Consider the following 22586-nt stretch of genomic DNA (forward strand, 5'->3'; position numbering starts at 1 on the left):
CTAGGACGCCCCGTCGATCGGTGTGGTCTCCGGCTCGTCGACGACGGGCTGCGCCGCCACACTGACACCGAAGAACTCCTGCGCACGCCGGATGCCCGCGGCCAGCGCGTACACCTCGTCGGCGGTGTTGTAGACCGCGAACGACGCGCGGGCGGTGGCCGCGATCCCGAGCCGGCGGTGCAGCGGCCACGCGCAGTGGTGGCCGACGCGGATCGCGATGCCCTCGTCGTCGAGGATCTGCCCGAGGTCGTGGGCATGGATCCCGTCGACCAGGAACGACACCGCGCCGCCCCGGTCCTCGCCCGTCGCCGGCCCGACGATCCGGACACCGTCGATCGCCGACAGCTGCTCGAGCGCCAGCACCGTGAGCTCGTGCTCGTGCGCCGCGACCGCGTCCATGCCCAGCTCGTTCAGGTAGTGCACGGCCGCGCCGAGCGCCACCACCTGCGAGGTCATCGGCACGCCGGCCTCGAACCGCTGCGGCGGCGCCGCGTACGTGGTCGCCTCCATGGTCACCGTCTCGATCATCGACCCGCCGGTGATGAACGGCGGCATGTCGGCGAGCACCGCCCGCTTGCCGTAGAGCACGCCGACGCCGGACGGCCCGAGCATCTTGTGCCCGGAGAACGCCGCGAAGTCGACGTCGAGCGCGTGGAAGTCGACTGGCATGTGCGGCACCGACTGGCACGCGTCGAGCACCACCAGTGCGCCGACGGCCCGCGCCCGCCGCACCAGCTCCGCCACCGGTGCCACCGCCCCGGTCACGTTCGACTGGTGGGTGAACGCGACGACCTTCACCTTGTCGGTCAGCTCGAGCGAGTCCAGGTCGATGCGGCCGTCGTCAGTCACCCCGTACCAGCGCAGGGTGGCACCGGTACGCCGGGCCAGCTCCTGCCACGGCACCAGGTTCGCGTGGTGCTCGAGCTCGGTGATCACAATCTCGTCGCCCGGCCCGACGTGCCGATCGAAGCGCTCGTCGCCGAAGACGTAGGTGACCAGGTTCAGGGCCTCGGTCGCGTTCTTGGTGAACGCGAGCTCGTCGGCATACGCCCCAACGAACGCCGCGATGGCGGTCCGGGCGTCCTCGTAGGCGTCGGTCGCCTCCTCGGCCAGCTGGTGCGCGCCCCGGTGGACCGCCGCGTTGCAGGTGGTGAGGAACTCACGCTCGGCGTCGAGCACCTGGACCGGCCGCTGCGAGGTCGCGCCGGAATCCAGGTACACCAACGGTTTCCCGTCCCGCACCGTGCGGGCCAGGATCGGGAAGTCGGCCCGGATCCTGGTGATGTCGAGTTGCCCCACCGTCGCGGTCATGGTCGTTACGCTCCCGCTGCTGCCTGGGTGAACCGCACGTAGCCGTTCTCCTCGAGCTCGTCGGCGAGCTCGGCGCCGCCGGACTCGACGATCTGGCCACCCACGAAGACGTGCACGAACTCGGGGGTGATGTAGCGCAGGATGCGGGTGTAGTGCGTGATCAGCAGCACGCCGCCGTGCTCGCGCTCCTTGTAGCGGTTGACGCCCTCGGAGACGACACGCAGCGCGTCGACGTCGAGGCCCGAGTCGGTCTCGTCGAGGATCGCGATCTTCGGCTTGAGCAGGCCCAGCTGCAGGATCTCGTGACGCTTCTTCTCGCCGCCGGAGAAGCCCTCGTTGACGCTGCGCTCGCTGAACGACGGGTCGATCTCGAGCTCGGTCAGCGCGCCCTTGACCTCCTTGACCCAGTGCCGCAGCTTCGGGGCCTCGCCGCGGACCGCGGTGGCGGCGCTGCGCAGGAAGTTTGACATCGAGACGCCGGGCACCTCGACGGGGTACTGCATGGCCAGGAACAGGCCGGCGCGGGCCCGCTCGTCCACGCTCATCGAGAGGACGTCCTCGCCGTCGAGCGTGATCGAACCCGAGGTCACCACGTACTTGGGGTGGCCGGCGATCGCGTACGAGAGGGTGGACTTGCCGGAGCCGTTGGGGCCCATGATGGCGTGCGTCTCACCCGAGCGGATCGTGAGGTTCACGCCCTTGAGGATGTTGATCGGCTCGGCGTTCTCGTCGGTGGTGGCGACGTTGACGTGCAGGTCCTTGATTTCCAGAACCGAGGTTCCGGTGGTGGCCGCTTCGACGTTGGTCGTTTCAGTCATTGAATAAAGTCCTTTGAGAAGTGTGGTGGCGGCGGTCTCAGACGCCGACCGCGGCGAGCTCGACCTCGATGGCGGCTTCGAGGCGCTCGCGCACCTCGGGGACGGCGATGCGGTCGATGATCTCGTGGAAGAAGCCACGGACCACCAGGCGCCGGGCCTGGTCCTCCGGGATACCCCGCGACCGCAGGTAGAACAGCTGCTCGTCGTCGAAACGTCCGGTGGCACTGGCGTGTCCGGCGCCGACGATCTCGCCGGTCTCGATCTCCAGGTTCGGCACCGAGTCGGCGCGGGCGCCGTCGGTGAGCACCAGGTTCCGGTTCAGCTCGAAGGTGTCGGTGCCCTCGGCCGACGCGCGGATCAGCACGTCGCCGACCCACACGGTGTGCGCGTCCGGCTTGCCGGAGTGCGGGTCGCCCTGCAGCGCGCCCTTGTAGACGACGTTCGACTTGCAGTGCGGCGCCGAGTGGTCCACCAGCAGCCGCTGCTCGAAGAACTGGCCGGCGTCGGCGAAGTACAGGCCGAGCAGTTCGGCGTCGCCGCCGGGACCGTCGTACTTGACGGTCGGGGTGAGCCGGACCAGGTCGCCGCCGAGGGACACCGAGGTGTACCGCAGCACCGAGTCCCGGCCGAGGCGGGAGTGGTGCGCCGCCACGTGCACGGTGTCGTCAGCCCAGTCCTGCACCGCGACCACGGTCAGCTTGGCGCTGTCGCCGACGATGAACTCGACGTTCTCCGCGTAGGTGCCGCTGCCGCGCTGGTCCAGCACGACGGTGGCCTTCGAGAACGCCTCGAGCCGCACCTGGATGTGGCCGAATGCCACCTTGTCCACGCCCGGGCCGGTCACCACGATGTTGACCGCGTCGGCGACCTCGTGCTCCTTGCGTACGGTCACGACGGTCGCCGACTCGAAGCCCGAGTAGGCCTGCGCCGCGACGCGGTCGGCGGGCACACCGGCCTGGCCGAGCCGCGCGTCGTCGCGTCCGACGGTCTCGACGGTGACGCCGTCGCCCGCCTGGACCTCGATGGTCGCGGCGCCGGAACGGACCGCGGTGCCGTCGTGCAGGCCGCGCAGCCGGCGCAGCGGCGTGAAGCGCCACACCTCGTCGCGTCCGGCCGGGACCTCGAAGGCGTTGACGTCGTAGGACGTGAACACCTCGCCCTTGTTGGTGGCGGGCACGATGTTCTCACCGGCGACGGCGGCCTTGACCCCGGTCGTCGCCTCGTTTGCGTTGGCCACTAACCCACGGCCCCTTCCATCTGCAGTTCGATCAGGCGGTTGAGCTCGAGGGCGTATTCCATCGGCAGCTCCTTGGCGATGGGCTCGACGAACCCGCGCACCACCATGGCCATCGCCTCGTCCTCGGTGAGGCCGCGGCTCATCAGGTAGAACAACTGGTCTTCGCTGACCTTCGAGACGGTCGCCTCGTGACCCATCGACACGTCGTCCTCGCGGATGTCCACGTAGGGGTAGGTGTCGGAGCGGCTGATCTGGTCGACCAGCAGGGCGTCGCACTTGACGGTCGACTTCGACCCGTGCGCACCCTTGTTGACCTGGACCAGGCCGCGGTAGGACGCGCGTCCTCCGCCGCGGGCCACCGACTTGCTGACGATGGTCGAGGAGGTGTGCGGCGCCAGGTGCAGCATCTTCGCGCCGGTGTCCTGGTGCTGGCCCTCGCCCGCGAAGGCGACCGAGAGGACCTCGCCGCGGGCGTGCTCGCCCATCATCCACACGGCCGGGTACTTCATGGTGACCTTGGAGCCGATGTTGCCGTCGACCCACTCCATCGAGCCGCCGGCGTCCACCTTGGTGCGCTTGGTGACCAGGTTGTAGACGTTGTTCGACCAGTTCTGGATGGTCGTGTAGCGGCAGTGGCCGCCCTTCTTGACGATGATCTCGACGACCGCGGAGTGCAGCGAGTCGGACTTGTAGATCGGCGCGGTGCAGCCCTCGACGTAGTGCACCGAGGCGCCCTCGTCGACGATGATCAGGGTGCGCTCGAACTGGCCCATGTTCTCGGTGTTGATCCGGAAGTAGGCCTGCAGCGGGATGTCGACGTGCACGCCCGGCGGCACGTAGATGAAGGAGCCGCCCGACCACACCGCGGTGTTGAGCGCGGAGAACTTGTTGTCGCCCGCGGGGATCACGGAKCCGAAGTACTCCTTGAACAGCTCCGGGTGCTGCTTGAGCCCGGTGTCCGTGTCGAGGAAGATCACGCCCTGCTGCTCGAGRTCCTCACGGATCGAGTGGTARACGACCTCGGACTCGTACTGCGCGGCGACACCGGCGACCAGGCGCTGCTTCTCCGCCTCGGGGATGCCGAGCCGGTCGTACGTGTTCTTGATGTCCTCGGGCAGGTCCTCCCAGGACTCCGCCTGCTTCTCGCTGGACCGCACGAAGTACTTGATGTTGTCGAAGTGGATGCCCTCGAGGTTGGAACCCCAGTGCGGCATCGGCTTCTTGTCGAACGTCTTGAGCGCCTTGAGCCGGATGTCGAGCATCCACTCGGGCTCGCTCTTCTTCGCGGAGATGTCCCGCACGACGGCCTCGGACAACCCGCGCTGCGCGCTGGCACCGGCGACGTCGGAGTCCGACCAGCCGTAGCCGTAATGGCCCAGCGAGGCGATCGTCTCGTCCTGCGTGAGCGGCGCCTCGGGTGTCACCTGGTCTGGTGTGACGGTCATGCGAGCTCCTTCCGGAGTCTTGGTACGTACCGGTACGGGCTGGGTACCGGCGGAGGTGAGGTTTCGGGGGTCGAACTGGTCGAGATCAACGTCGGTGGGGTCATGTCGCTTCCTGGTGCAGCGCGGCCGGAGGCACCAGCGGCACGTGTGTGGTGCAGGCGCAGTCCCCGTTCGCGATGGTCGCGAGCCGTTGCACGTGGGTGCCGAGCAGCTCGGCGAACGCCTGCGTCTCCGCCTCGCACAGTTCGGGGAACTCGGACGCGACGTGCGAGACCGGGCAGTGGTGCTGGCAGATCTGCACGCCGTTGCCCACCGGCCTGGTGGTGGCCGCGAACCCGGCCGAGGTGAACGCGTCCGCGATGGCGTCCGCGGTCTGCTCGACCTCCTCGGCGCTGTCGTGCGCTGCCGGGTCGATGTCGGCGACGATGGTCTGCACGCGGCGACGGGCGAACTCCACGATCGCGGCCTCGCCGCCGACCTCCCGGAGCTGACGCATCGCGGCGCCGGCCAGGTCGTCGTACGAGTGCCCCAGCCGGGACCGGCCCGCGGCCGTGAGCTGGAACTGCTTCGCCGGGCGTCCGCGGCCCTTGTGCTGCCAGCTCGCCGCCCGGGCCGAACGCGCCTCACCGGTCTCGATCAGTGCCTCGAGGTGCCGACGCACCCCGGCCGCACTCAGACCCAGTTCCGCGCCGATCTCCGTCGCGGTGATCGGGCCCCGCTGCAGCAGCAGTTGCACCACCGCGGCGCGGGTGTGACCCTCGTGGGCGCCGGCCGTGGGGTTCAGCGTCGCCGCGCGCGGCGCGGCAGCGGACGTGACGGCACCGGGCGATGCGGGAACAGGTACATGACCTGCGCCTTCGCCACGAGAGACCTGAGCCGCTGCCGATTTCACAACACCAGTGTGACGGAATTACCGGGCACGGTCCACCAAGGGTGCCCTGCATTACACCGCCGCGCCTGATTCCGCACGCCAAATGCACCGCTAGGCTGCCCCCGTGCCACAGACCGACGACGCACCGGACTCCGGTGCCACCAGCAACGGCGGCCTCGTCGCGCGCCCGGACGGCCCGAGCCGGGCCCACCGCGCCGTGGCACTGGCACGACGGGCGGTGGGCCTGGACGGCCCGAGTGACCGATTTGTCGTCTCTCACCTGCACGGCGACGAGTCCGAGGCCCCGGGGCTCGACGCCCGCGAGACCGCCCAGCTGACGGGCGTCCGGCGCTTCGGCGCGACGGGCGCCCTGCTCATGGCGCTCGGCGCGCTCGGCGCGGGCGCCCAACCGGTCCTGCAAAACCCCGTCCAGGGCCTGCGCATCCTCGGCCTGCCCGCCCGGATGCCCAGCGTCGCGCTGACCATCACCATCACCGGCAGCGTCATGGTGGTGCTGGCCTGGCTGCTGCTCGGCCGTTTCGCCGTCGGCCGCTTCCGCGGCGGCGCCGTCCCGCGGCGGCTGACCCGCTCCCAACTCGACCGGACGCTGCTGATGTGGGTGATTCCCCTCACAGTCGCGCCGCCGATGTTCAGCAAGGACGTCTACTCCTACCTCGCGCAGAGCGAGATCGCCGCCCGCGGCCTCGACCCGTACGCGATCGGACCGGCGCAGGCCCTGGGCGTCGACCACGTCCTGACCCGCACGGTGCCCAACATCTGGCGAGACACCCCCGCCCCGTACGGCCCGCTGTTCCTGTGGCTCGGCAAGGGCATCACCTGGCTGACCGGCGAGAACATCGTCGCCGGCATCTTCCTGCACCGGCTCCTGGCACTGGCGGGCGTGGCGCTGATCGTGTGGGCGCTGCCCCGGCTGGCCCGCCGCTGCGGGGTCGCGAGCGTGACCGCCCTCTGGCTCGGCGCCGCCAACCCGCTGCTGCTGTTCCACCTGGTCGCGGGCATCCACAACGAGGCCCTGATGCTCGGGCTGATGCTCGCGGGCATGGAGATCGCGCTGCGGGCGGTCGAGTCCGCCGACCCGATCCGCGGCCGCAACCTGACGTATCTGCTGGCGGGGACCGCACTCATCGGGGTGTCCGCGACGGTGAAGATCCCGTCGCTGCTGGCCCTCGGCTTCGTCGGCATGGCCCTGGCACGCCGTTGGGGGGCCACGGCGCGCTCGGTCCTGGCGTCGGCCGCGCTGCTCCTCGCGGTCACCGTGGTGGTCATCCTCGCCGTGAGCCTGGCCAGCGGCCTCGGCTTCGGCTGGCTCTCCCCGGACACCCTCGGCACCGCCAACGAGGTGCGGAGCTGGATGTCGCTGCCCACGCTGCTCGGCCTCGGGACCGGCCTGGCCGGGGTGCTGCTCGGCCTCGGCGACCACACCACCGCCGTGCTGAGCCTGACCCGCCCGATCGCCTCCCTCGCGGCGGCGTTCGTCGCGCTGCGGATGCTGGTCGCGGTACTCGTCGGCCGACTGCACCCGGTCGGCGCGCTCGGCGTGTCCCTCGGTGTGCTGGTGCTGCTGTTCCCGGTCGTGCAGCCCTGGTACCTGCTGTGGGCGGTGATCCCGCTGGCCGCGTGGGCGACCCGTCCCGGGTTCCGCATCCCGGCCATCGCGTTCTCGTCGGTGGTCAGCCTGATGGTGATGCCCAACGGCGGCGAGTACCAGCCGTTCATCATCGTGCAGGCCGCCGTGTCCACCATTCTCGTGGTCGGGCTGCTCATCTTCCTCACGCGTCATCGCCTGCCCTGGCGGGTCCGCGACGGGGCACCGGCCGAGGACAGTTCGGCTGCCGCCTACGCTGGGACCCCGTGAGCTCTCCCGCGTCCGGCACGGCGCAACCCGTTCTCTGCCTCGACGGCGTGGTGAAGTCCTTCGGCGACGTGACCGCCGTCGACGGCCTGTCGCTGTCCCTGGACCGCGGCCAGGTACTGGCCCTGCTCGGCCCGAACGGGGCGGGCAAGACCACCACCGTCGAGATGTGCGAGGGCTTCACCGCCCCCGACCGCGGCACCGTCCGCGTCTTCGGCCTCGACCCGGTCGCCGACTCCGGCCAGGTCCGGGCCCGGATCGGCGTCATGCTGCAGGGCGGCGGCGCGTACCCAGGGTCGAAGGCCGGCGAGATGCTCCGACTGGTCGCCTCCTACTCCGCCGATCCGCTCGACCCGGACTGGCTGCTGCGCACCCTCGGGCTGACCGACGCCGCGCGCACCCCCTACCGGCGGCTCTCCGGCGGCCAGCAGCAGCGGCTCGCGCTGGCGTGCGCGCTGGTCAGTCGCCCCGAACTGGTGTTCCTGGACGAGCCGACCGCGGGCCTCGACGCGCAGGCGCGGCTGATGGTGTGGGAACTGATCGACGCGCTGCGCCGCGACGGCGTCGCGGTCCTGCTCACGACGCACCTGATGGACGAGGCCGAGGCGCTGGCAGACCGGCTGGTGATCGTCGACCACGGCCGGATCGTCGCGGAGGGCACCCCCAGCGAACTGACCCGGCACGGCGCCGACGGGCACCTGCGCTTCACCGCGCCCGAACGGCTGGACCTCGGCGGACTGCACGCCGCGCTGCCCGCCGGCTACACCCCCCGCGAGGTCTCCCCCGGCTCCTACGTCGTCGAGGGCACCATCGAGCCGGCCACCCTGGTCGCCGTCACCACCTGGTGCGCGGAGATGGACGTCCTCGCCACCGAACTGCAGGTCGACCAGCGCCGTCTCGAGGACGTCTTCCTCGACCTCACCGGTCGGGAAGTGCGCGGATGACGACGACAAGCACGAGGGGACGAGCATGACCCGATCGGAACGCCTCGCGGACAACCGCTTCGAGGTCGGCACCTTCACCCCGGACCCGCGGCCCAGCGCACCGCTGTCGATGCTCGCCGCGCAGACCCGCCTCGAACTGACGCTGCTGCTGCGCAACGGCGAGCAGCTCCTGCTCACCATGTTCATCCCGGTCACGTTGCTGATCGGCCTCTGCCTCCTGCCCCTCGGCGACCTCGGCGACCCGCGGGTGAACACCGTCGTCCCGGCCGTGATGATGGTCGCGATCATGTCGACCGCCTTCACCGGGCAGGCCATCGCGGTCGGCTTCGACCGACGCTACGGCGCCCTGAAACGGCTCGGCGCCACCCCGCTCCCCCGCTGGGGCATCATCGCCGGCAAGAGCGCCGCGGTGGTGATCGTGGTCGCGCTGCAGTCGATCCTGTTGGGCGCCATCGGGTTTGCTCTCGGCTGGCGACCGGACGCGACCGGACTGATGCTCGGCGCGGTTGTCATCGCGCTCGGCACCGCGACCTTCGCCGCGCTCGGACTGCTGCTCGGCGGAACGCTGCGAGCGGAGATCGTGCTGGCGCTGGCCAACGTGCTGTGGTTCGTCATGGCCGGAATCGGCAGCGTGGTGTTCGCGGGCGACTCGATCCCCGGCGCACTGCACACCGCGGCCCGGATCGTCCCGTCCGGCGCGCTCGCGGAGGCACTCGACCACGCGCTCGCCGGCTCGGTCGACGTCTTCGCCGTCGTGGTGCTGGCGCTGTGGGGTTCGATTGCCGCGCGGCTCGCGACCAGGCTGTTCAAGTTCACCTGACGTCACGGGGTGAAACGAATCACATTTTCGCCCCGAACAGGCATCATGCACAGCGTGCCGAAAACTTCGCTGCGGACCGCATCCGCCTTCGCCGCCCTCTCGTTTTCCCTCGTTCTCGGGTCGGGCACCGCCTTGGCTCAACCGTGGGGTCCGCTCGCACCGCCGAACCCGTTCCTGGGTCCTGACGGCACCTCGACCATGCACGGCGACGCCGGTTCGTCGGACGTCACACCCCTGGCCGGCCCCGGCACGGAGGTCTCCGCCACCGCACAGTCCCTGCTCGCCGCCTGCCCGACGCTGCTGCAGGGCTCGGACGGCCTGGTCCTCGCGCTGTGCACCCCGATCGTCAGCCGGATCCCGACCGTCCACCTGCTCAACCCCGACGCGCCGGCCAGCCCCCTCGCCAAGCTCGAACTCACCAAGGGCAGCCTGCTCGGCGGCGTCTACGCCTTCCTCGACAACGAGAACCGCCTCGTGGTGGTCGACGGGTCCCGCAAACTGCTGCGGATCGGTCACACCGGCAACAGCCTGTCGATCGACTCGACGGTCGACCTGACCGGCACGATTCCCGCGGACGACGCCGTCACCGGCCTGGTGCCGGACTGGCAGGGCAACGTCTGGTTCGCCACCGGCGCCGGACTGATCGGCTCGGTGGACGCGGCCGGCGTCGCCCGGACCGTGCGGGTGCCCGAGGGCGAGCAGGTGCAGAACAGCATCTCCAGCTCCCCCGCCGGCGTCTCGGTCGCGACCACCCACGCGCTCTACCAGCTGAGCCTGGCCGCCGACGGCACCCCGAAGATCGACTGGCGTCAGGGCTACGACCGCGGGTCAGCCCGCAAGCCCGGCCAGCTCAGCTGGGGCACCGGATCGACGCCGACGTTCTTCGGCCCGACCACCGGCTCCGAGTACGTGACCATCGTCGACAGCGCCGACACCCGGGTGAACCTGCTCGTGCACCGCACCGACACCGGCCAGGAGGTCTGCAAGGTGCCGGTGCTCGGGTCCGGCGGACCGGGCAGCGAGAACTCGCCGATCGGCGTCGGCAACTCCGTGTTCGTCGCGAGCACCTACGGCTACCCCTACCCGGCGGTGCCCGAGGGCACCGGTCCCGCGGTGCCTGCCACCGCCCCCTTCACCGGCGGCATGACCCGCGTCGACGTGGACGCGGACGGCACCGGCTGCCACGAGGTGTGGGACAACACGGTGCGCAGCTCCGCGGTGCCGCACCTGTCGACCGCCGACGGCCACCTGTACACGGTGCAGCGCAAGGGCACCGGGGGGCCGCTGGACGGGTACGAGTTCACGGTGATCGACCCGGCCACCGGCCAGGTGCTCTCCACCACCGGCATGCCCGGCACCGCCGCGAACGACACCCTGCAGATGTCCGCGCTGATCACCGCGAAGGGCGACTACCTCCAGGGCACCGTCACCGGGATGGTCCGCGTGAGCGCCGGCGAAGGCGGGGGCAGCGGCAGCCTCGGCAGCCTGGGCGGCCTCGGGAGTTCCGCCAGCTGACAGCCCCAACGACAGGCTGTAGTTGATCGGCCACTACCATCGGGGACGTGCTGTATCGCGGGTTTGTGAGCCTGGTCAATCGTCTCCCGCTGCCCTCGCTGGCGGTGCAGAAGTGGATCGCGTTCGTCGTGATCCTCACCCAGGGCGGCATCGCCGTCACCGGCGCCGTCGTTCGCGTGACGGCGTCGGGCCTGGGCTGCACCACCTGGCCGCAGTGCCACCCCGGCAGCTTCGTGCCGACCGCGGCGTCGACCGCGCCGTGGTTCCACCAGGCCATCGAGTTCGGCAACCGGATGCTCACCTTCCTGGTGGTGGCGACTGCGGCCGCGATCGTGCTGGCGGTGACCCGCGCGGCCCGTCGCCGGGAGGTGCTGTTCTACGCGTGGCTGATGCCGCTGTCCACCGTCGCGCAGGCGGTGATCGGCGGGATCACGGTCCTCACGGGCCTGCTCTGGTGGACCGTGGCCGTGCACCTGCTGGTGTCGATGGCGATGGTGTGGCTGTCGGTGATCCTGTTCCACAAGATCGACCAGCCCGACGACGGCGTCGAGGTGTACCCGCTGCCGAAGCAGCTGCGGTGGCTGACCGCGCTGTCCGGCGTCGCACTGGCCGGGACGCTGGTCGCGGGCACCATGGTGACGGGCGCCGGGCCGCACGCCGGTGACAAGAACCCCGAGCGCACGGTGGAGCGGCTCAACCTGGACATCACCAACCTGGTGCACCTGCACGCCGAACTGCTGGTCGCGTACCTGGCCCTGCTCGTCGGCCTCGGATTCGCGCTGTACGCAATCGCGGCCCGCCCCGCGATCACGCTGCGGTTGAAGGTGGTCGTGGCTCTGGTGGTGGCGCAGGCGGGCGTCGGCCTGGTCCAGTTCTGGACCCACGTGCCCGCCGTCCTGGTCACCGTGCACGTCGCGCTGGCCGGAGCGTGCGTGGCCGCCACCGCCGCCCTGTACGCCGCCGGCCGGGTCCGCGAGCTCCAACCGACCGGCGTCGACGCGCCCGCCACCAGCGCGGCCTGACCGACACCCGGCACACAGGCCCGCGCATACACAGAAGCCGGGTGGCCCCCTCTCAGGGACCACCCGGCTTCGCTGTCTGTGCGGGCCGTCAGAGCCCGTTGCGCGCCTTCGGGAACCGGGTCTGGTTCGCGACCCAGCCGGCCATCTTGCGCCAGTGGCCCACGCGCGGGGTGACCACGCTGACGAGTTCACGCTCCCACTCGGAGACCGTCACCCCGGCCACAGCGGCGACCACCGCGTTGGCGGTCGCGACGTCCTCGACCACCTGGTCGCCGAGGATGCCGTCGGCACCGACGAGGGTGATCCGCACGCCGGAGTAGCCGACCGGCTGGATGACGGCGGTCGCCGAACCGCCGTGCTCTGCGACGAACTTCTGGACCGCGGCGACGGTGCGCTGCGGCACGGTGACAGTGGCGGCGGGCGCGCCCGAATCGTGGGTGTCGACACTCATGGGAGTGAGGATACGGGAGTGCAAGGATGGCGGCATGCGCGCAATCACAGTGAGCCGGTTCGGCGGTCCCGACGTCCTCGAGGTCACGGACGCACCCGACCCCACACCGGGTCCGAACGACCTGCTCGTCCGCACCGAGGCGATCGGCGTCAACTTCATCGACACCTACTTCCGGACCGGCGCCTACGCCGTCGACCTGCCCTACGTGGCCGGCGCCGAGGGGTCCGGCGTGGTGACCCAGGTGGGCGCCGAGGTGCGCGACGTCCGCGTCGGTGACCGGGTGGCGTGGTCGTCGGCGCCCGGGAGCTACGCGGAACTGGTCGTGGTGCCCGCGTCGGCCGCGGTGCCGGTGCCGGACGGCGTGCCCGCCCCGCAGGCGGCGTCCGCGCTGCTTCAGGGCATGACGGCCCACTACCTGTTGCACTCGGTGTACCCGGCACAGCCCGGCGACACGGTGCTGGTGCACGCCGGAGCGGGCGGCGTCGGGCTGATCCTCACCCAGCTCGCCGCGGCCCGCGGGGTCCGGGTGATCACCACGGTCTCCTCCGACGCCAAGGCCGAGTTGTCGCGCGCGGCGGGGGCGGCCGAGGTGCTGCGGTACGGCGACGACCTGGCCGAGCAGGTCCGCGGCCTCACCGGCGGCGAGGGTGTCGCCGCCGTCTACGACGGCGTCGGCGCGAGCACGTTCGAGGCGAGCCTGGCCTCGACGCGGATCCGCGGCACTGTGGCACTGTTCGGCGCGGCCAGCGGCCCGGTGCCGCCGTTCGACCCGCAACGGCTCAACGCGCTGGGCTCGTTGTTCCTGACGCGTCCGACGCTCGCGCACTACACCCGCGACCGCGCGGAACTGCTGTGGCGTTCCGGCGACGTGTTCGCCGCCATCGCCGACGGCAGCCTGCGGATCCGGGTCGGCGCGCAGTACCCGTTGGACCGGGCGGCCGACGCGCACCGCGACCTGCAGGGCCGTCAGACCACCGGGTCGGTGGTCCTGATCCCCTGAGGCAACCTCGCCTGGGCACGACGAGAACGCCGATCAGGTCAGGAAGGCCACGAGGGCTTCGGCAAGGGTGCGACGGGCGACATCGAGCTCTGAAGTGAAGCCGAGCTGGCGCTCGTTGCTCAGGCCTCGCACGGCGGCCGGGAGCAGGCACCGCACCTGGTACAGCTTGGCCGAGTCGAGGTCGAGGCCGTCCATCAGGTAGTCGAAGCCCTGAATCCAGTCGTGCTCGCGGGCGGCGAGGGCGCCGGCCGTCCTCGGATACTCGGCCGCCAGGTCCGAGGGGCGCGGGGGCAGCCAGGTGCGCAGCGCGGTGAGTGCCCGTCCTTCGGTCGTGTCGAGGTAGGTCCACACGGAGTCGATGGCCCCCTCGACCCGCTCGCGTAGCGAACCGCTCCGGGCGGGCCACGGACCCGGGATCTCGACCCAGCTGCGGGCGTGGATCTCGGTGACGACGGCAACCCACAGGCCGTCCAGGTCACCGAACTGGTGCTGGACCGTGCCCCAGGTGACGCCGGCCTCCTTGGCGACGCGGTTCGCGGAGACCGGCTCGCTGCCACTGTCGGCCAGGCAGGCGATGGCCACATCGAGCAGCCGAGCCCGGGTCTCGAGGCCTCGCTTGTTCAGCCGCGTACCGGCCGCGGACGTCGTGACCGGGGCCGGCACGGACACCAGCCACTGTTCCAGGGCTCGGGCCGCCTGCGGGGACTCACTCGTCACGGCAGGCCGGTCGACGTTGCTGGGCACTCTCGGTCCGTCCTACGTGAAGAAGTCGGCAAGGACCGGAGGGTCTCCCCCGGTCCTTGCCCCAGGTTACCGGCGGCCGATCAGGCGAACCGTCCCGGATTCGCCGCGACCGCCCGGCGCAGCGTCGGCCGGTTGGCGCGGTAGGCCTCGACGACGGGTGCGAGTTCCTGCGGGGTCGCCCCGTGCATGATGACCGAGTGCACGCCCAGGTCGTACTGTCGGGCGATGGTCTTCGCGCAGCTCTCGGGTGATCCCGAAGCCGCCGCGGCCAGCCATTCGTCGGGCATCATCGCTGCGAGCTGCTCCAGGGTCTCGACCGAGGCACTCGCGTCGATCGGCCCCGCCGCGGCCGCGTTCGTGAACAGCTCGGTCGCGCGAATCCGCTCCCAGATTGCCGGGTCCCAGCCGTTGGCGCGGATCAGCACGTCCGGATAGGCCTGCAGGTAGGTCACCAGCCGCCCGGCACGTCGCCGCAGGCGGTCCTCCTCCGGCAGGTTGTCGCCGACCGTCGCCAGGCACGCCCAGATCCGGACACTGTCGGGGTCCTTGCCCGCACGCTCGGCACCGCGACGCACCGCCTCGACGGACGCGACCGTCGCCTCGTCGGAGAAGAACGTGTGGAGCACCACGAAGTCACCGATCTCGCCCGCGAGCTCCATCGTCTTGGGACCGACTGCCACAAAGCCGATGGGCGGCGCGTCCTCCAGCCCGTTCGCGTGCCTCAGCATCGGCCACTTCCCGGCCGGCCCGTCGTGGCCCAGGATCATCTCCCCGGCCCACAGGCGCCGCAGGATGTCGGTGTAGTCGCGAAGCCGGGCCTCGGTCAGCACTGGAAGTCCACTGGCCTTCCAGTATTCGCCCATGCCTCGGCCGAACGCCATCGAGAAGCGCCCCTCGGTCAGCGCGTGCATCGTCGATCCGATGGTCGCAGTGACGGTGGGGTGCCGCGTGTGTGGGTTGGTCGACGGTCCGATGCCCAGGGTCGTCGTGCAGCCCGCCAGCGCGCCGGACAGCACCCCGGCGTCCTTGACGGTGAACCGCTCTCCGACGTGGCATGAGCCCAGCCCGAGCTCCTCCGCCGCGCGGGCCTCCGGAAAGACGACCCGGGCGTCTGCCGGGTGCCGGGTCACTGCGTAGTAGCCGAGTTCGTTCAGTTGCTCGTTCACGGGGACACCACATTGAGACCGTCGAGGAGGCTCTCGAACAGCGATCGATGGAACATCAGCGTCTCGATGTCGTCGGGGCGTTCGACCTCCCCGAAATGGATGGAGCGCGCTCCGGTGCGCATGAACAGGACGGCCCAGTTGACCGCGCTGTGGACGTGGTACCAGGTCAGGTCGCCGATCTGAACACCGGTGAGCTCGGCGTACCTCGCCACCACATCCTCTTCACGCATGAAGTCGGGCATGCCGGGGAGATCGAAACCGATGGCCATCGACTCGAAGACCCGGTGGGCGAAGATCAGCCAGGACAGGTCCAGCTCACGCGGACCGATGCTCGCCATCTCCCAGTCGAGGACACCCACCGGCTCGAAGTCGACGTACATCACATTGCCGAGACGGGCGTCACCCCAGACCAGCACCGACTCGGCGGCGACCGGCAGATTGGACTCGAGCCACCCCAGCGCCCGGTCGATCAGCGGTGAGCGCCCGAGGTCGCGGACGGCGAACTCGTACCAGGCCCGGGTGCGGGCCAGGTTGCGCTCCAGCGCCGTGGCACCGGGCAGTTTCGGGTCCAGGAAGGCAAAGGCCTCCTCCGCCGCCGGGATCGCATGCAGTGCCGCTAGCGTCTTCACTGTGCTTTCCTGCAGGCGCCGTTGATCCTCCGGCGATGCGTCGAATAGCCAGCTGCTGCCGAAGTTGTACGGCATCAGGTCCGGCGGGACGACGCCGGCGAGCCGGTCCATGAGGAAGAACGGCGTCCCCAGCACGTCGCCCGTCGGCTCCATGAAACCCACCCGCGGCACGGGCACGTCGCTCAACTCGCCGATGAGCCGCATCGTGTCGTACTGCTCCTGCAACGCGTAGCTCTCGAGAACCGGGAAGTCCGCGGCCGCGGGAACGACCCGAGCAATGTACTCGGCGGTCCGCTGCTCGCCGTCCTCCAGCCAGGACACGTCGAACACCAGCGTCTCGGAGGACATCCCGTTTGAGTCGATCCCGGAGTGAAGAGTGACGGCTGGCTCCGCACCCGCGGGGAGCTCGGTGGCGAGCCATCTCGTCAAGGCCGCCGGCACGACATCCATGTCCCGGCTGGTGCGCTGCATCTTCATGTCATCCGGTGGCTGAGCGTGGGTCACATTTCCTCCACAGTGTGTTCTGCGCAACAAATACTCGCCAACACTCGGACACGCGAATCGTATTGTCAACGAACCCTCTCAAAGACTGGGAGAGTAGATCACTGACCAGACCACGGGGCTTTCCCGGAAACGACAAAAAGGCCCGCCGCGGTCGCGTGGTGCGACCGGGGCGAGCCTCTCTACGGGTGACGGGTCAGCTGAAGTAGGACCCGATGGTGTTGGTGACGAACACCGAGTCGATCGCCAGGCCCAGGCAGACGACGGCGAGGTAGTTGTTCGACTGCAGGAACAACCGCAGCGGCTTGACCGGCTCACCGCGGCGCACGCCGGCGTAGAGCTGGTGCGCCATGAGCAGGAACCAGGCGCCGGCGACCAGCGCGACCGCGGCGTAGACGATGCCCGCGGCGGGCACCAGGACCAGCGTGGTCAGGACGGTCAGCCAGGTGTAGACGAGGATCTGCTTGGTGACGCGCTCCTCGCTGGCGATCACCGGCAGCATCGGCACGCCCGCGGCCTTGTAGTCCTCCTTGTACCGCATGGCCATCGCCCAGGTGTGCGGCGGCGTCCAGAAGAAGATGACCAGGAACAGCACCACCGGTTCCCAGCTGAGGCTGCCCGTGACCGCGGCCCAGCCGACCATCACCGGCATGCAGCCGGCGGCTCCGCCCCAGATGACGTTCTGCCAGGTCCGCCGCTTGAGCACCATGGTGTAGACCAGCACGTAGAACGCGATGGTCAACGCGATCAGGATGGCGGCCAGCGGGTACGTCGCCCACCACAGCCACACGAACGACGCGATACCCAGGGCCAGTCCGAAGACCAGCGCGTGCGACGTGGGCACCGCCATCCGCGCCAGCGGGCGCCGGGCGGTGCGCTTCATCACCTTGTCGATGTCCGCGTCGACCACGCAGTTGAGGGTGTTCGCGCTCGCCGCGCCGAGCCAGCCGCCGAACAGGGTGCTCAGGATCAGCGGGAAGTCGACGGTGCCGCGCGACGCCAGCAGCATCGCGGGGATTGTCGCCACCAGGAGCAGCTCGATCACCCGCGGCTTCGTCAACGCCACGTAGGCGAGCACCTTGCCGCTGACCGCGCCCCAGAGGGTGTCGGATCCCCCTGCCGGGGTGGCGGCGGAGCCACCAGCGAGACCATGTCCGCCACGCTCCACTATCCGCACCATTTCTCCTTGCGACACACATTCGACGGCGGATCCCGGACACACCACTCGGCGCGGACCCAGCCACTACTACAACCGATGGTAGACGGCCACCGCTACAGGACCGAACCGCAGGTCACCGGTTGGCGTTTCCAAATCGACCTCGACGCGCCCGACCACTACTGTTGTGTCCGAACCCTGCGTACCAGAAGTGGACAACTACGCTGGGTCCTACCCGCGTTGCGCTCACATCTATCTCAGGAGACTTCTGCTCGTGTCGATCACTGACGAGATCCGTGTCCTCACCCAGCCGGTCCATCCCGCCGATTGGACGGAGCTGGACACCAAGGCCGTCGACACCGCCCGGGTGCTGGCCGCCGACGCCGTGCAGAAGGTCGGCAACGGCCATCCCGGCACCGCGATGAGCCTCGCCCCGCTGGCCTACACGCTGTTCCAGCGTGTCCTGCGCCACGATCCGGCCGACGCCGGGTGGGTCGGCCGCGACCGCTTCGTGCTGTCCTGCGGCCACAGCAGCCTCACCCTGTACACGCAGCTGTACCTGTCGGGCTACGGCCTCGAGCTCGCCGACCTGGAGGCGCTGCGCACCTGGGGTTCGCTGACCCCGGGCCACCCCGAGTTCGGCCACACCGTCGGCGTCGAGATGACCACCGGCCCGCTCGGGCAGGGCCTGTCCTCCGCGGTCGGCATGGCGATGGCCGCCCGCCGCGAGCGTGGCCTGTTCGACCCGGACGCCACCGAGGGCACCAGCCCGTTCGACCACCACATCTACGTGATCGCCTCCGACGGCGACCTGCAGGAGGGCGTCACCTCCGAGGCGTCGTCGCTGGCCGGTGTGCAGCAGCTGGGCAACCTGATCGTCTTCTACGACGACAACGAGATCTCCATCGAGCACGACACCGCGATCGCGTTCGGCGAGGACGTCGGCAAGCGTTACGAGGCGTACGGCTGGCACGTGCAGCGCGTCGAGGGCGGCGAGAACGTCTCCGCGATGCTCGACGCCGTCGCCGCCGCGAAGGCCGTCACCGACAAGCCCTCGATCATCGTGCTGCGCACCATCATCGGGTACCCGGCGCCGACCAAGATGAACACCGGCGACGTGCACGGCGCGGCGCTCGGCGCGGACGAGGTCGCCGGCGTGAAGAAGACGCTCGGCTTCGACCCCGACAAGAGCTTCGACGTCGACGCGGCCGCCCTGGCGCACGCCCGCGAGGTCGTCGCCCGCGGCGCGGCGGCGCACCAGCAGTGGCAGGGCGAGTTCGACGCCTGGGCCGCCCGCGAGCCGGAGCGCAAGGCGCTCTTCGACCGCCTGGAGTCCGGCGAGTTCCCGGCCGGCTGGACCGACACCCTGCCGACGTGGGAGGCCGACGCCAAGGGCGCCGCGACCCGCAAGGCCTCGGCGAAGGTGCTCAACGCGCTCGGCCCGATCCTGCCCGAGCTGTGGGGCGGCTCCGCCGACCTGGCCGGCAGCAACAACACCACGATCGACGGCTCCGACTCGTTCGGTCCCGCGTCGATCTCCACGAAGGACTGGACCGCGCAGCCGTACGGCCGCACCCTGCACTTCGGCATCCGCGAGCACGCCATGGGCTCGATCCTCAACGGCATCGCGCTGCACGGGCCGACCCGCCCGTACGGCGGCACCTTCCTGGTGTTCAGCGACTACATGCGCCCGGCCGTGCGGCTCGCCGCGCTGATGAAGACGCCGGCGATCTACGTGTGGACGCACGACTCCATCGGCCTCGGCGAGGACGGCCCGACCCACCAGCCGATCGAGCACCTCGCCGCGCTGCGCGCCATCCCGAACGTCTCGGTGATCCGTCCCGGTGACGCCAACGAGACCGCGCACGCGTGGAAGACGGCACTGGAGAACAAGACCGGCCCGTCCGCCCTGGCCCTGACCCGTCAGGACATCCCGGTGCTCGAGGGCACCAAGGACAAGGCCGTCGACGGCGTCGCCCGCGGCGCGTACGTGCTGGCCGAGGCGTCCACCGGGACCCCGCAGGTGATCCTGCTGGCCTCCGGCTCCGAGCTGTACCTGGCCGTCGAGGCCCGCGAGGCCCTCGAGGCCGAGGGCATCGGCACCCGGGTGGTCTCGGTCCCCTGCCTCGACTGGTTCGAGGAGCAGGACCAGGCCTACCGCGACGAGGTGCTGCCGCCCGCGGTGCGTGCCCGCGTCTCGGTCGAGGCCGGCATCGCGATGCCGTGGTGGCGCATCCTCGGCGACGCCGGTGAGGCCGTCTCCATCGAGCACTTCGGCGCGTCCGCCGACCACAAGACGTTGTTCCGCGAGTTCGGCTTCACGGCCGAGAACGTGACCGCCGCGGCTCGCCGCACCCTGGACCGAGTGAAGGGCTGATCGCCATGCCACAGAACCAGAATCTCGCCGACCTGTCGGCCGCCGGTGTGTCGGTGTGGCTCGACGACCTCTCCCGCGCCCGACTCGAGTCGGGCAACCTCGCCCAGCTCGTCGCGGAGAAGTCCGTCGTCGGTGTCACCACGAACCCGTCGATCTTCCAGGCGGCGCTCAAGGGCCCCGAGTACCGGACGCAGCTGCACGAGCTCGCCGGCCACGGCGCGAACGTCGACGACACGGTCCGCGCGCTGACCACCGACGACGTCCGGGCCGCCTGCGACCTGCTGGCCCCGCAGTACGAGGCCAGCGCCGGCGTCGACGGCCGGGTCTCGATCGAGGTCGACCCGCGTCTCGCGCACGAGACCGACGCCACGGTCGCGCAGGCCGTCGAGCTGTGGAAGATCGTCGACCGGCCCAACCTGCTGATCAAGATCCCGGCCACCCTCGCGGGCCTGCCCGCGATCACCCGGGTCATCGCCGAGGGCATCAGCGTCAACGTCACGCTGATCTTCTCGGTCGAGCGGCACAAGGCCGTCATCGACGCCTACCTGGCCGGCCTCGAGGCCGCTCAGGCCGCCGGGCACGACCTGTCGAAGATCCACTCGGTCGCCTCCTTCTTCGTCTCCCGCGTGGACTCGGAGATCGACGCCCGCCTGGACGCGCTGGGCACGGACGACGCCCTCGCCCTGCGCGGCAAGGCCGGACTCGCCAACGCGCGCCTGGCCTACGCCGCCTACCAGGAGGTGTTCGAGCAGGGTGAGCGGTTCGCCGCACTCGCCAAGTCCGGCGCCCGGCTGCAGCGTCCGCTGTGGGCGTCGACGGGTGTGAAGAACCCGGCCTACCCGGACACGCTCTACGTGACGGAACTGGTCGCGCCCGACACCGTCAACACCATGCCGGAGAAGACGATGGACGCGGTCGCCGACCACGGCACCGTCTCCGGGGACACCATCTCCGGCACCGCGGCCGCCTCCCAGCAGGTCTTCGACCAGCTGACCGGCGTCGGTGTGGCGCTGCCCGAGGTCTTCGGCACGCTCGAGTCCGAGGGTGTGGAGAAGTTCGAGGCGTCCTGGAACGAGCTGCTCGAGGCCATCTCCGGCCAGCTCGCCGCCGCGGCCGACAAGGGCTGATCGATGCCGAGCACGGGCGCCGCGCCGCAGTGGGTCAATCCGCTGCGGGACGAGCGGGACAAGAGGCTGCCCCGTATCGCGGGCCCGTGCTCGCTGGTGATCTTCGGGGTCACCGGCGACCTGGCGCGCAAGAAGCTGATGCCGGCGGTGTACGACCTGGCCAACCGCGGGCTGCTGCCGCCGGGCTTCGCCCTGGTGGGCTTCGCGCGGCGGGACTGGGCGGACGAGGACTTCGGCCAGGTCGTCCACGACGCGGTCAAGCAGCACTCCCGCACCCCCTTCCGTGAGGAGGTGTGGGAGCGTCTCGCCGAGGGAATCCGGTTCGTGCAGGGCAGTTTCGACGACGCCGCGGCCTTCGCCGAGCTGAGCAGCACGCTCGAGTCGCTCGACCAGGAACGCGGCACCGGCGGCAACCACGCCTTCTATTTGGCCATCCCGCCGGCGGCCTTCCCCACCGTGTGCGAGCAGCTCTCCCGCTCCGGGCTGGCGAAGCAGACCGAGGAACAGTGGCGCCGAGTGGTGATCGAGAAGCCGTTCGGTCACGACCTCGACAGCGCCAAGGAACTCAACGCGGTGGTCAACACCGTCTTCCCCGAGGACTCGGTGTTCCGCATCGACCACTACCTCGGCAAGGAGACGGTGCAGAACATCCTGGCGCTGCGCTTCGCGAACCAGCTGTTCGACCCGATCTGGAACGCGCACTACGTGGACCACGTGCAGATCACCATGGCCGAGGACATCGGTCTCGGCGGTCGCGCCGGCTACTACGACGGGATCGGCGCCGCCCGCGACGTCATCCAGAACCACCTGCTGCAGCTGCTGGCGTTCACCGCGATGGAGGAGCCGGTCAGCTTCGAGCCGTCGGAACTGCAGGCGGAGAAGATCAAGGTGCTCTCCGCGACCCGGCTCGCCGAACCGCTGGACGAGACGACGGCCCGCGGCCAGTACGCGGCCGGGTGGCAGGGCGGCCAGCAGGTGGTCGGCCTGCTCGACGAGGAGGGCTTCTCCAAGGACTCGGTCACCGAGACCTACGCGGCCATCACCCTCGAGGTGGACACCCGCCGCTGGGCGGGCGTGCCGTTCTACCTCCGCACCGGAAAACGCCTGGGCCGCAGGGTCACCGAGATCGCGGTGGTGTTCAAGCGCGCCCCGCACCTGCCGTTCGACGCCACCATGACCGAGGAACTGGGGCAGAACGCCCTGGTGATCCGCGTCCAGCCGGACGAGGGCGTCACCATGCGGTTCGGCTCCAAGGTGCCCGGGTCCTCCATGGAGGTCCGCGACGTCAACATGGACTTCAGCTACGGCCAGGCGTTCACCGAGTCCTCTCCCGAGGCCTACGAGCGGCTGATCCTCGACATGCTGCTGGGCGAGCCGTCGCTGTTCCCGGTCAACGCCGAGGTGGAGTTGTCGTGGAAGATCCTCGATCCGGTGCTCGAACGCTGGGCCGCCGAGGGCACCCCCGAGCCCTACGAGGCCGGCACCTGGGGCCCGCAGTCCGCACAGGACATGCTGCGCCGCACCGGACGCGAATGGAGAAGGCCGTGAGCGCATTCCACGCAGGACCGACGCCCGAGGG

At 70.3% G+C, this 22586-nt stretch carries 19 protein-coding genes; 9 read left to right on the forward strand and 10 right to left on the reverse strand.

Going from position 1 to position 22586, the window contains the following annotated elements; all coding sequences use genetic code 11:
* From AC1DU4_RS04130 to AC1DU4_RS04150, 5 genes are all read right to left on the reverse strand, one after another.
* Positions 1-1311: a cysteine desulfurase gene (locus tag AC1DU4_RS04130; RefSeq protein ID WP_477837808.1), complete on the reverse strand. Its 1311-nt coding sequence runs from the start codon at positions 1309-1311 to the stop codon at positions 1-3.
* Between the two features lie 5 nt (positions 1312-1316).
* A complete protein-coding gene (gene sufC, locus AC1DU4_RS04135) occupies positions 1317-2129 on the reverse strand; it encodes a Fe-S cluster assembly ATPase SufC (RefSeq protein ID WP_072847123.1) in 813 nt (270 codons plus the stop codon).
* 37 nt (positions 2130-2166) lie between these two features.
* Positions 2167-3366: a Fe-S cluster assembly protein SufD gene (sufD, locus tag AC1DU4_RS04140; protein ID WP_477837809.1), complete on the reverse strand. Its 1200-nt coding sequence runs from the start codon at positions 3364-3366 to the stop codon at positions 2167-2169.
* Positions 3366-4811 (reverse strand): Fe-S cluster assembly protein SufB, encoded by a 1446-nt coding sequence (gene sufB, locus AC1DU4_RS04145; protein WP_477837810.1) that lies wholly within the window; start codon positions 4809-4811, stop codon positions 3366-3368. Before sufB ends, sufD begins: the two co-directional genes overlap by 1 nt.
* A 100-nt stretch (positions 4812-4911) precedes the next feature.
* Positions 4912-5703 carry a helix-turn-helix transcriptional regulator gene (locus tag AC1DU4_RS04150; protein WP_092776491.1) on the reverse strand — a complete coding sequence of 264 codons (792 nt, stop codon included), beginning with the start codon at positions 5701-5703 and terminating at the stop codon, positions 4912-4914.
* Between the two features lie 103 nt (positions 5704-5806).
* On the opposite strand from AC1DU4_RS04150, the gene mptB reads away from it, so the two are divergent.
* The 5 genes from mptB to AC1DU4_RS04175 are packed head-to-tail and all read left to right on the forward strand — an operon-like array spanning position 5807 to position 11856.
* Positions 5807-7558 carry a polyprenol phosphomannose-dependent alpha 1,6 mannosyltransferase MptB gene (gene mptB / locus AC1DU4_RS04155; protein WP_477837811.1) on the forward strand — a complete coding sequence of 584 codons (1752 nt, stop codon included), beginning with the start codon at positions 5807-5809 and terminating at the stop codon, positions 7556-7558.
* Positions 7555-8499, forward strand: coding sequence for an ABC transporter ATP-binding protein (locus tag AC1DU4_RS04160; protein WP_477837812.1), 945 nt, complete (start codon positions 7555-7557; stop codon positions 8497-8499). The genes mptB and AC1DU4_RS04160 overlap by 4 nt, the downstream gene beginning before the upstream one ends.
* A 25-nt stretch (positions 8500-8524) precedes the next feature.
* Complete coding sequence (locus AC1DU4_RS04165) at positions 8525-9319, forward strand: ABC transporter permease (RefSeq protein ID WP_477837813.1); 795 nt, start codon at positions 8525-8527, stop codon at positions 9317-9319.
* Between the two features lie 45 nt (positions 9320-9364).
* A complete protein-coding gene (locus AC1DU4_RS04170) occupies positions 9365-10834 on the forward strand; it encodes an SMP-30/gluconolactonase/LRE family protein (protein ID WP_477837814.1) in 1470 nt (489 codons plus the stop codon).
* Positions 10835-10881: 47 nt separating this feature from the next.
* On the forward strand, positions 10882-11856 hold the full coding sequence (locus AC1DU4_RS04175; RefSeq protein ID WP_477837815.1) for a COX15/CtaA family protein: 975 nt from the start codon (positions 10882-10884) through the stop codon (positions 11854-11856).
* 88 nt (positions 11857-11944) lie between these two features.
* Here AC1DU4_RS04175 and AC1DU4_RS04180 read toward each other — a convergent pair whose 3' ends face one another.
* Positions 11945-12307, reverse strand: coding sequence for a hypothetical protein (locus AC1DU4_RS04180; RefSeq protein WP_477837816.1), 363 nt, complete (start codon positions 12305-12307; stop codon positions 11945-11947).
* A gap of 34 nt (positions 12308-12341) precedes the next feature.
* Here AC1DU4_RS04180 and AC1DU4_RS04185 point away from each other — a divergent pair, with 34 nt between their 5' ends.
* Positions 12342-13307 (forward strand): quinone oxidoreductase family protein, encoded by a 966-nt coding sequence (locus tag AC1DU4_RS04185; protein WP_477837817.1) that lies wholly within the window; start codon positions 12342-12344, stop codon positions 13305-13307.
* A gap of 33 nt (positions 13308-13340) precedes the next feature.
* Here the strand turns inward: AC1DU4_RS04185 and AC1DU4_RS04190 are convergent, their stop codons facing one another.
* The 4 genes from AC1DU4_RS04190 to AC1DU4_RS04205 form a co-directional block, all read right to left on the reverse strand.
* Positions 13341-14051 carry a TetR/AcrR family transcriptional regulator gene (locus AC1DU4_RS04190; RefSeq protein WP_477837818.1) on the reverse strand — a complete coding sequence of 237 codons (711 nt, stop codon included), beginning with the start codon at positions 14049-14051 and terminating at the stop codon, positions 13341-13343.
* A gap of 80 nt (positions 14052-14131) precedes the next feature.
* Positions 14132-15217 (reverse strand): TIGR03857 family LLM class F420-dependent oxidoreductase, encoded by a 1086-nt coding sequence (locus tag AC1DU4_RS04195; RefSeq protein ID WP_477837819.1) that lies wholly within the window; start codon positions 15215-15217, stop codon positions 14132-14134.
* Positions 15214-16323, reverse strand: coding sequence for a phosphotransferase family protein (locus AC1DU4_RS04200; RefSeq protein WP_477837820.1), 1110 nt, complete (start codon positions 16321-16323; stop codon positions 15214-15216). The genes AC1DU4_RS04195 and AC1DU4_RS04200 overlap by 4 nt, the downstream gene beginning before the upstream one ends.
* A gap of 220 nt (positions 16324-16543) precedes the next feature.
* Positions 16544-17527, reverse strand: coding sequence for a heme o synthase (locus AC1DU4_RS04205; RefSeq protein WP_477837821.1), 984 nt, complete (start codon positions 17525-17527; stop codon positions 16544-16546).
* Between the two features lie 250 nt (positions 17528-17777).
* Here AC1DU4_RS04205 and tkt point away from each other — a divergent pair, with 250 nt between their 5' ends.
* The 3 genes from tkt to zwf are packed head-to-tail and all read left to right on the forward strand — an operon-like array spanning position 17778 to position 22555.
* On the forward strand, positions 17778-19880 hold the full coding sequence (tkt, locus tag AC1DU4_RS04210) for a transketolase (RefSeq protein WP_477837822.1): 2103 nt from the start codon (positions 17778-17780) through the stop codon (positions 19878-19880).
* 5 nt (positions 19881-19885) lie between these two features.
* Complete coding sequence (gene tal / locus AC1DU4_RS04215; RefSeq protein WP_477837823.1) at positions 19886-21007, forward strand: transaldolase; 1122 nt, start codon at positions 19886-19888, stop codon at positions 21005-21007.
* A 3-nt stretch (positions 21008-21010) separates the two neighbouring features.
* The gene (zwf, locus tag AC1DU4_RS04220) at positions 21011-22555 is read left to right on the forward strand and encodes a glucose-6-phosphate dehydrogenase (RefSeq protein ID WP_477837824.1); all 1545 of its coding nucleotides are present in this window, start codon (positions 21011-21013) and stop codon (positions 22553-22555) included.
* Positions 22556-22586 lie beyond the last annotated feature (31 nt).

The organism is Rhodococcus sp. P4_F5 (assembly GCF_056401315.1).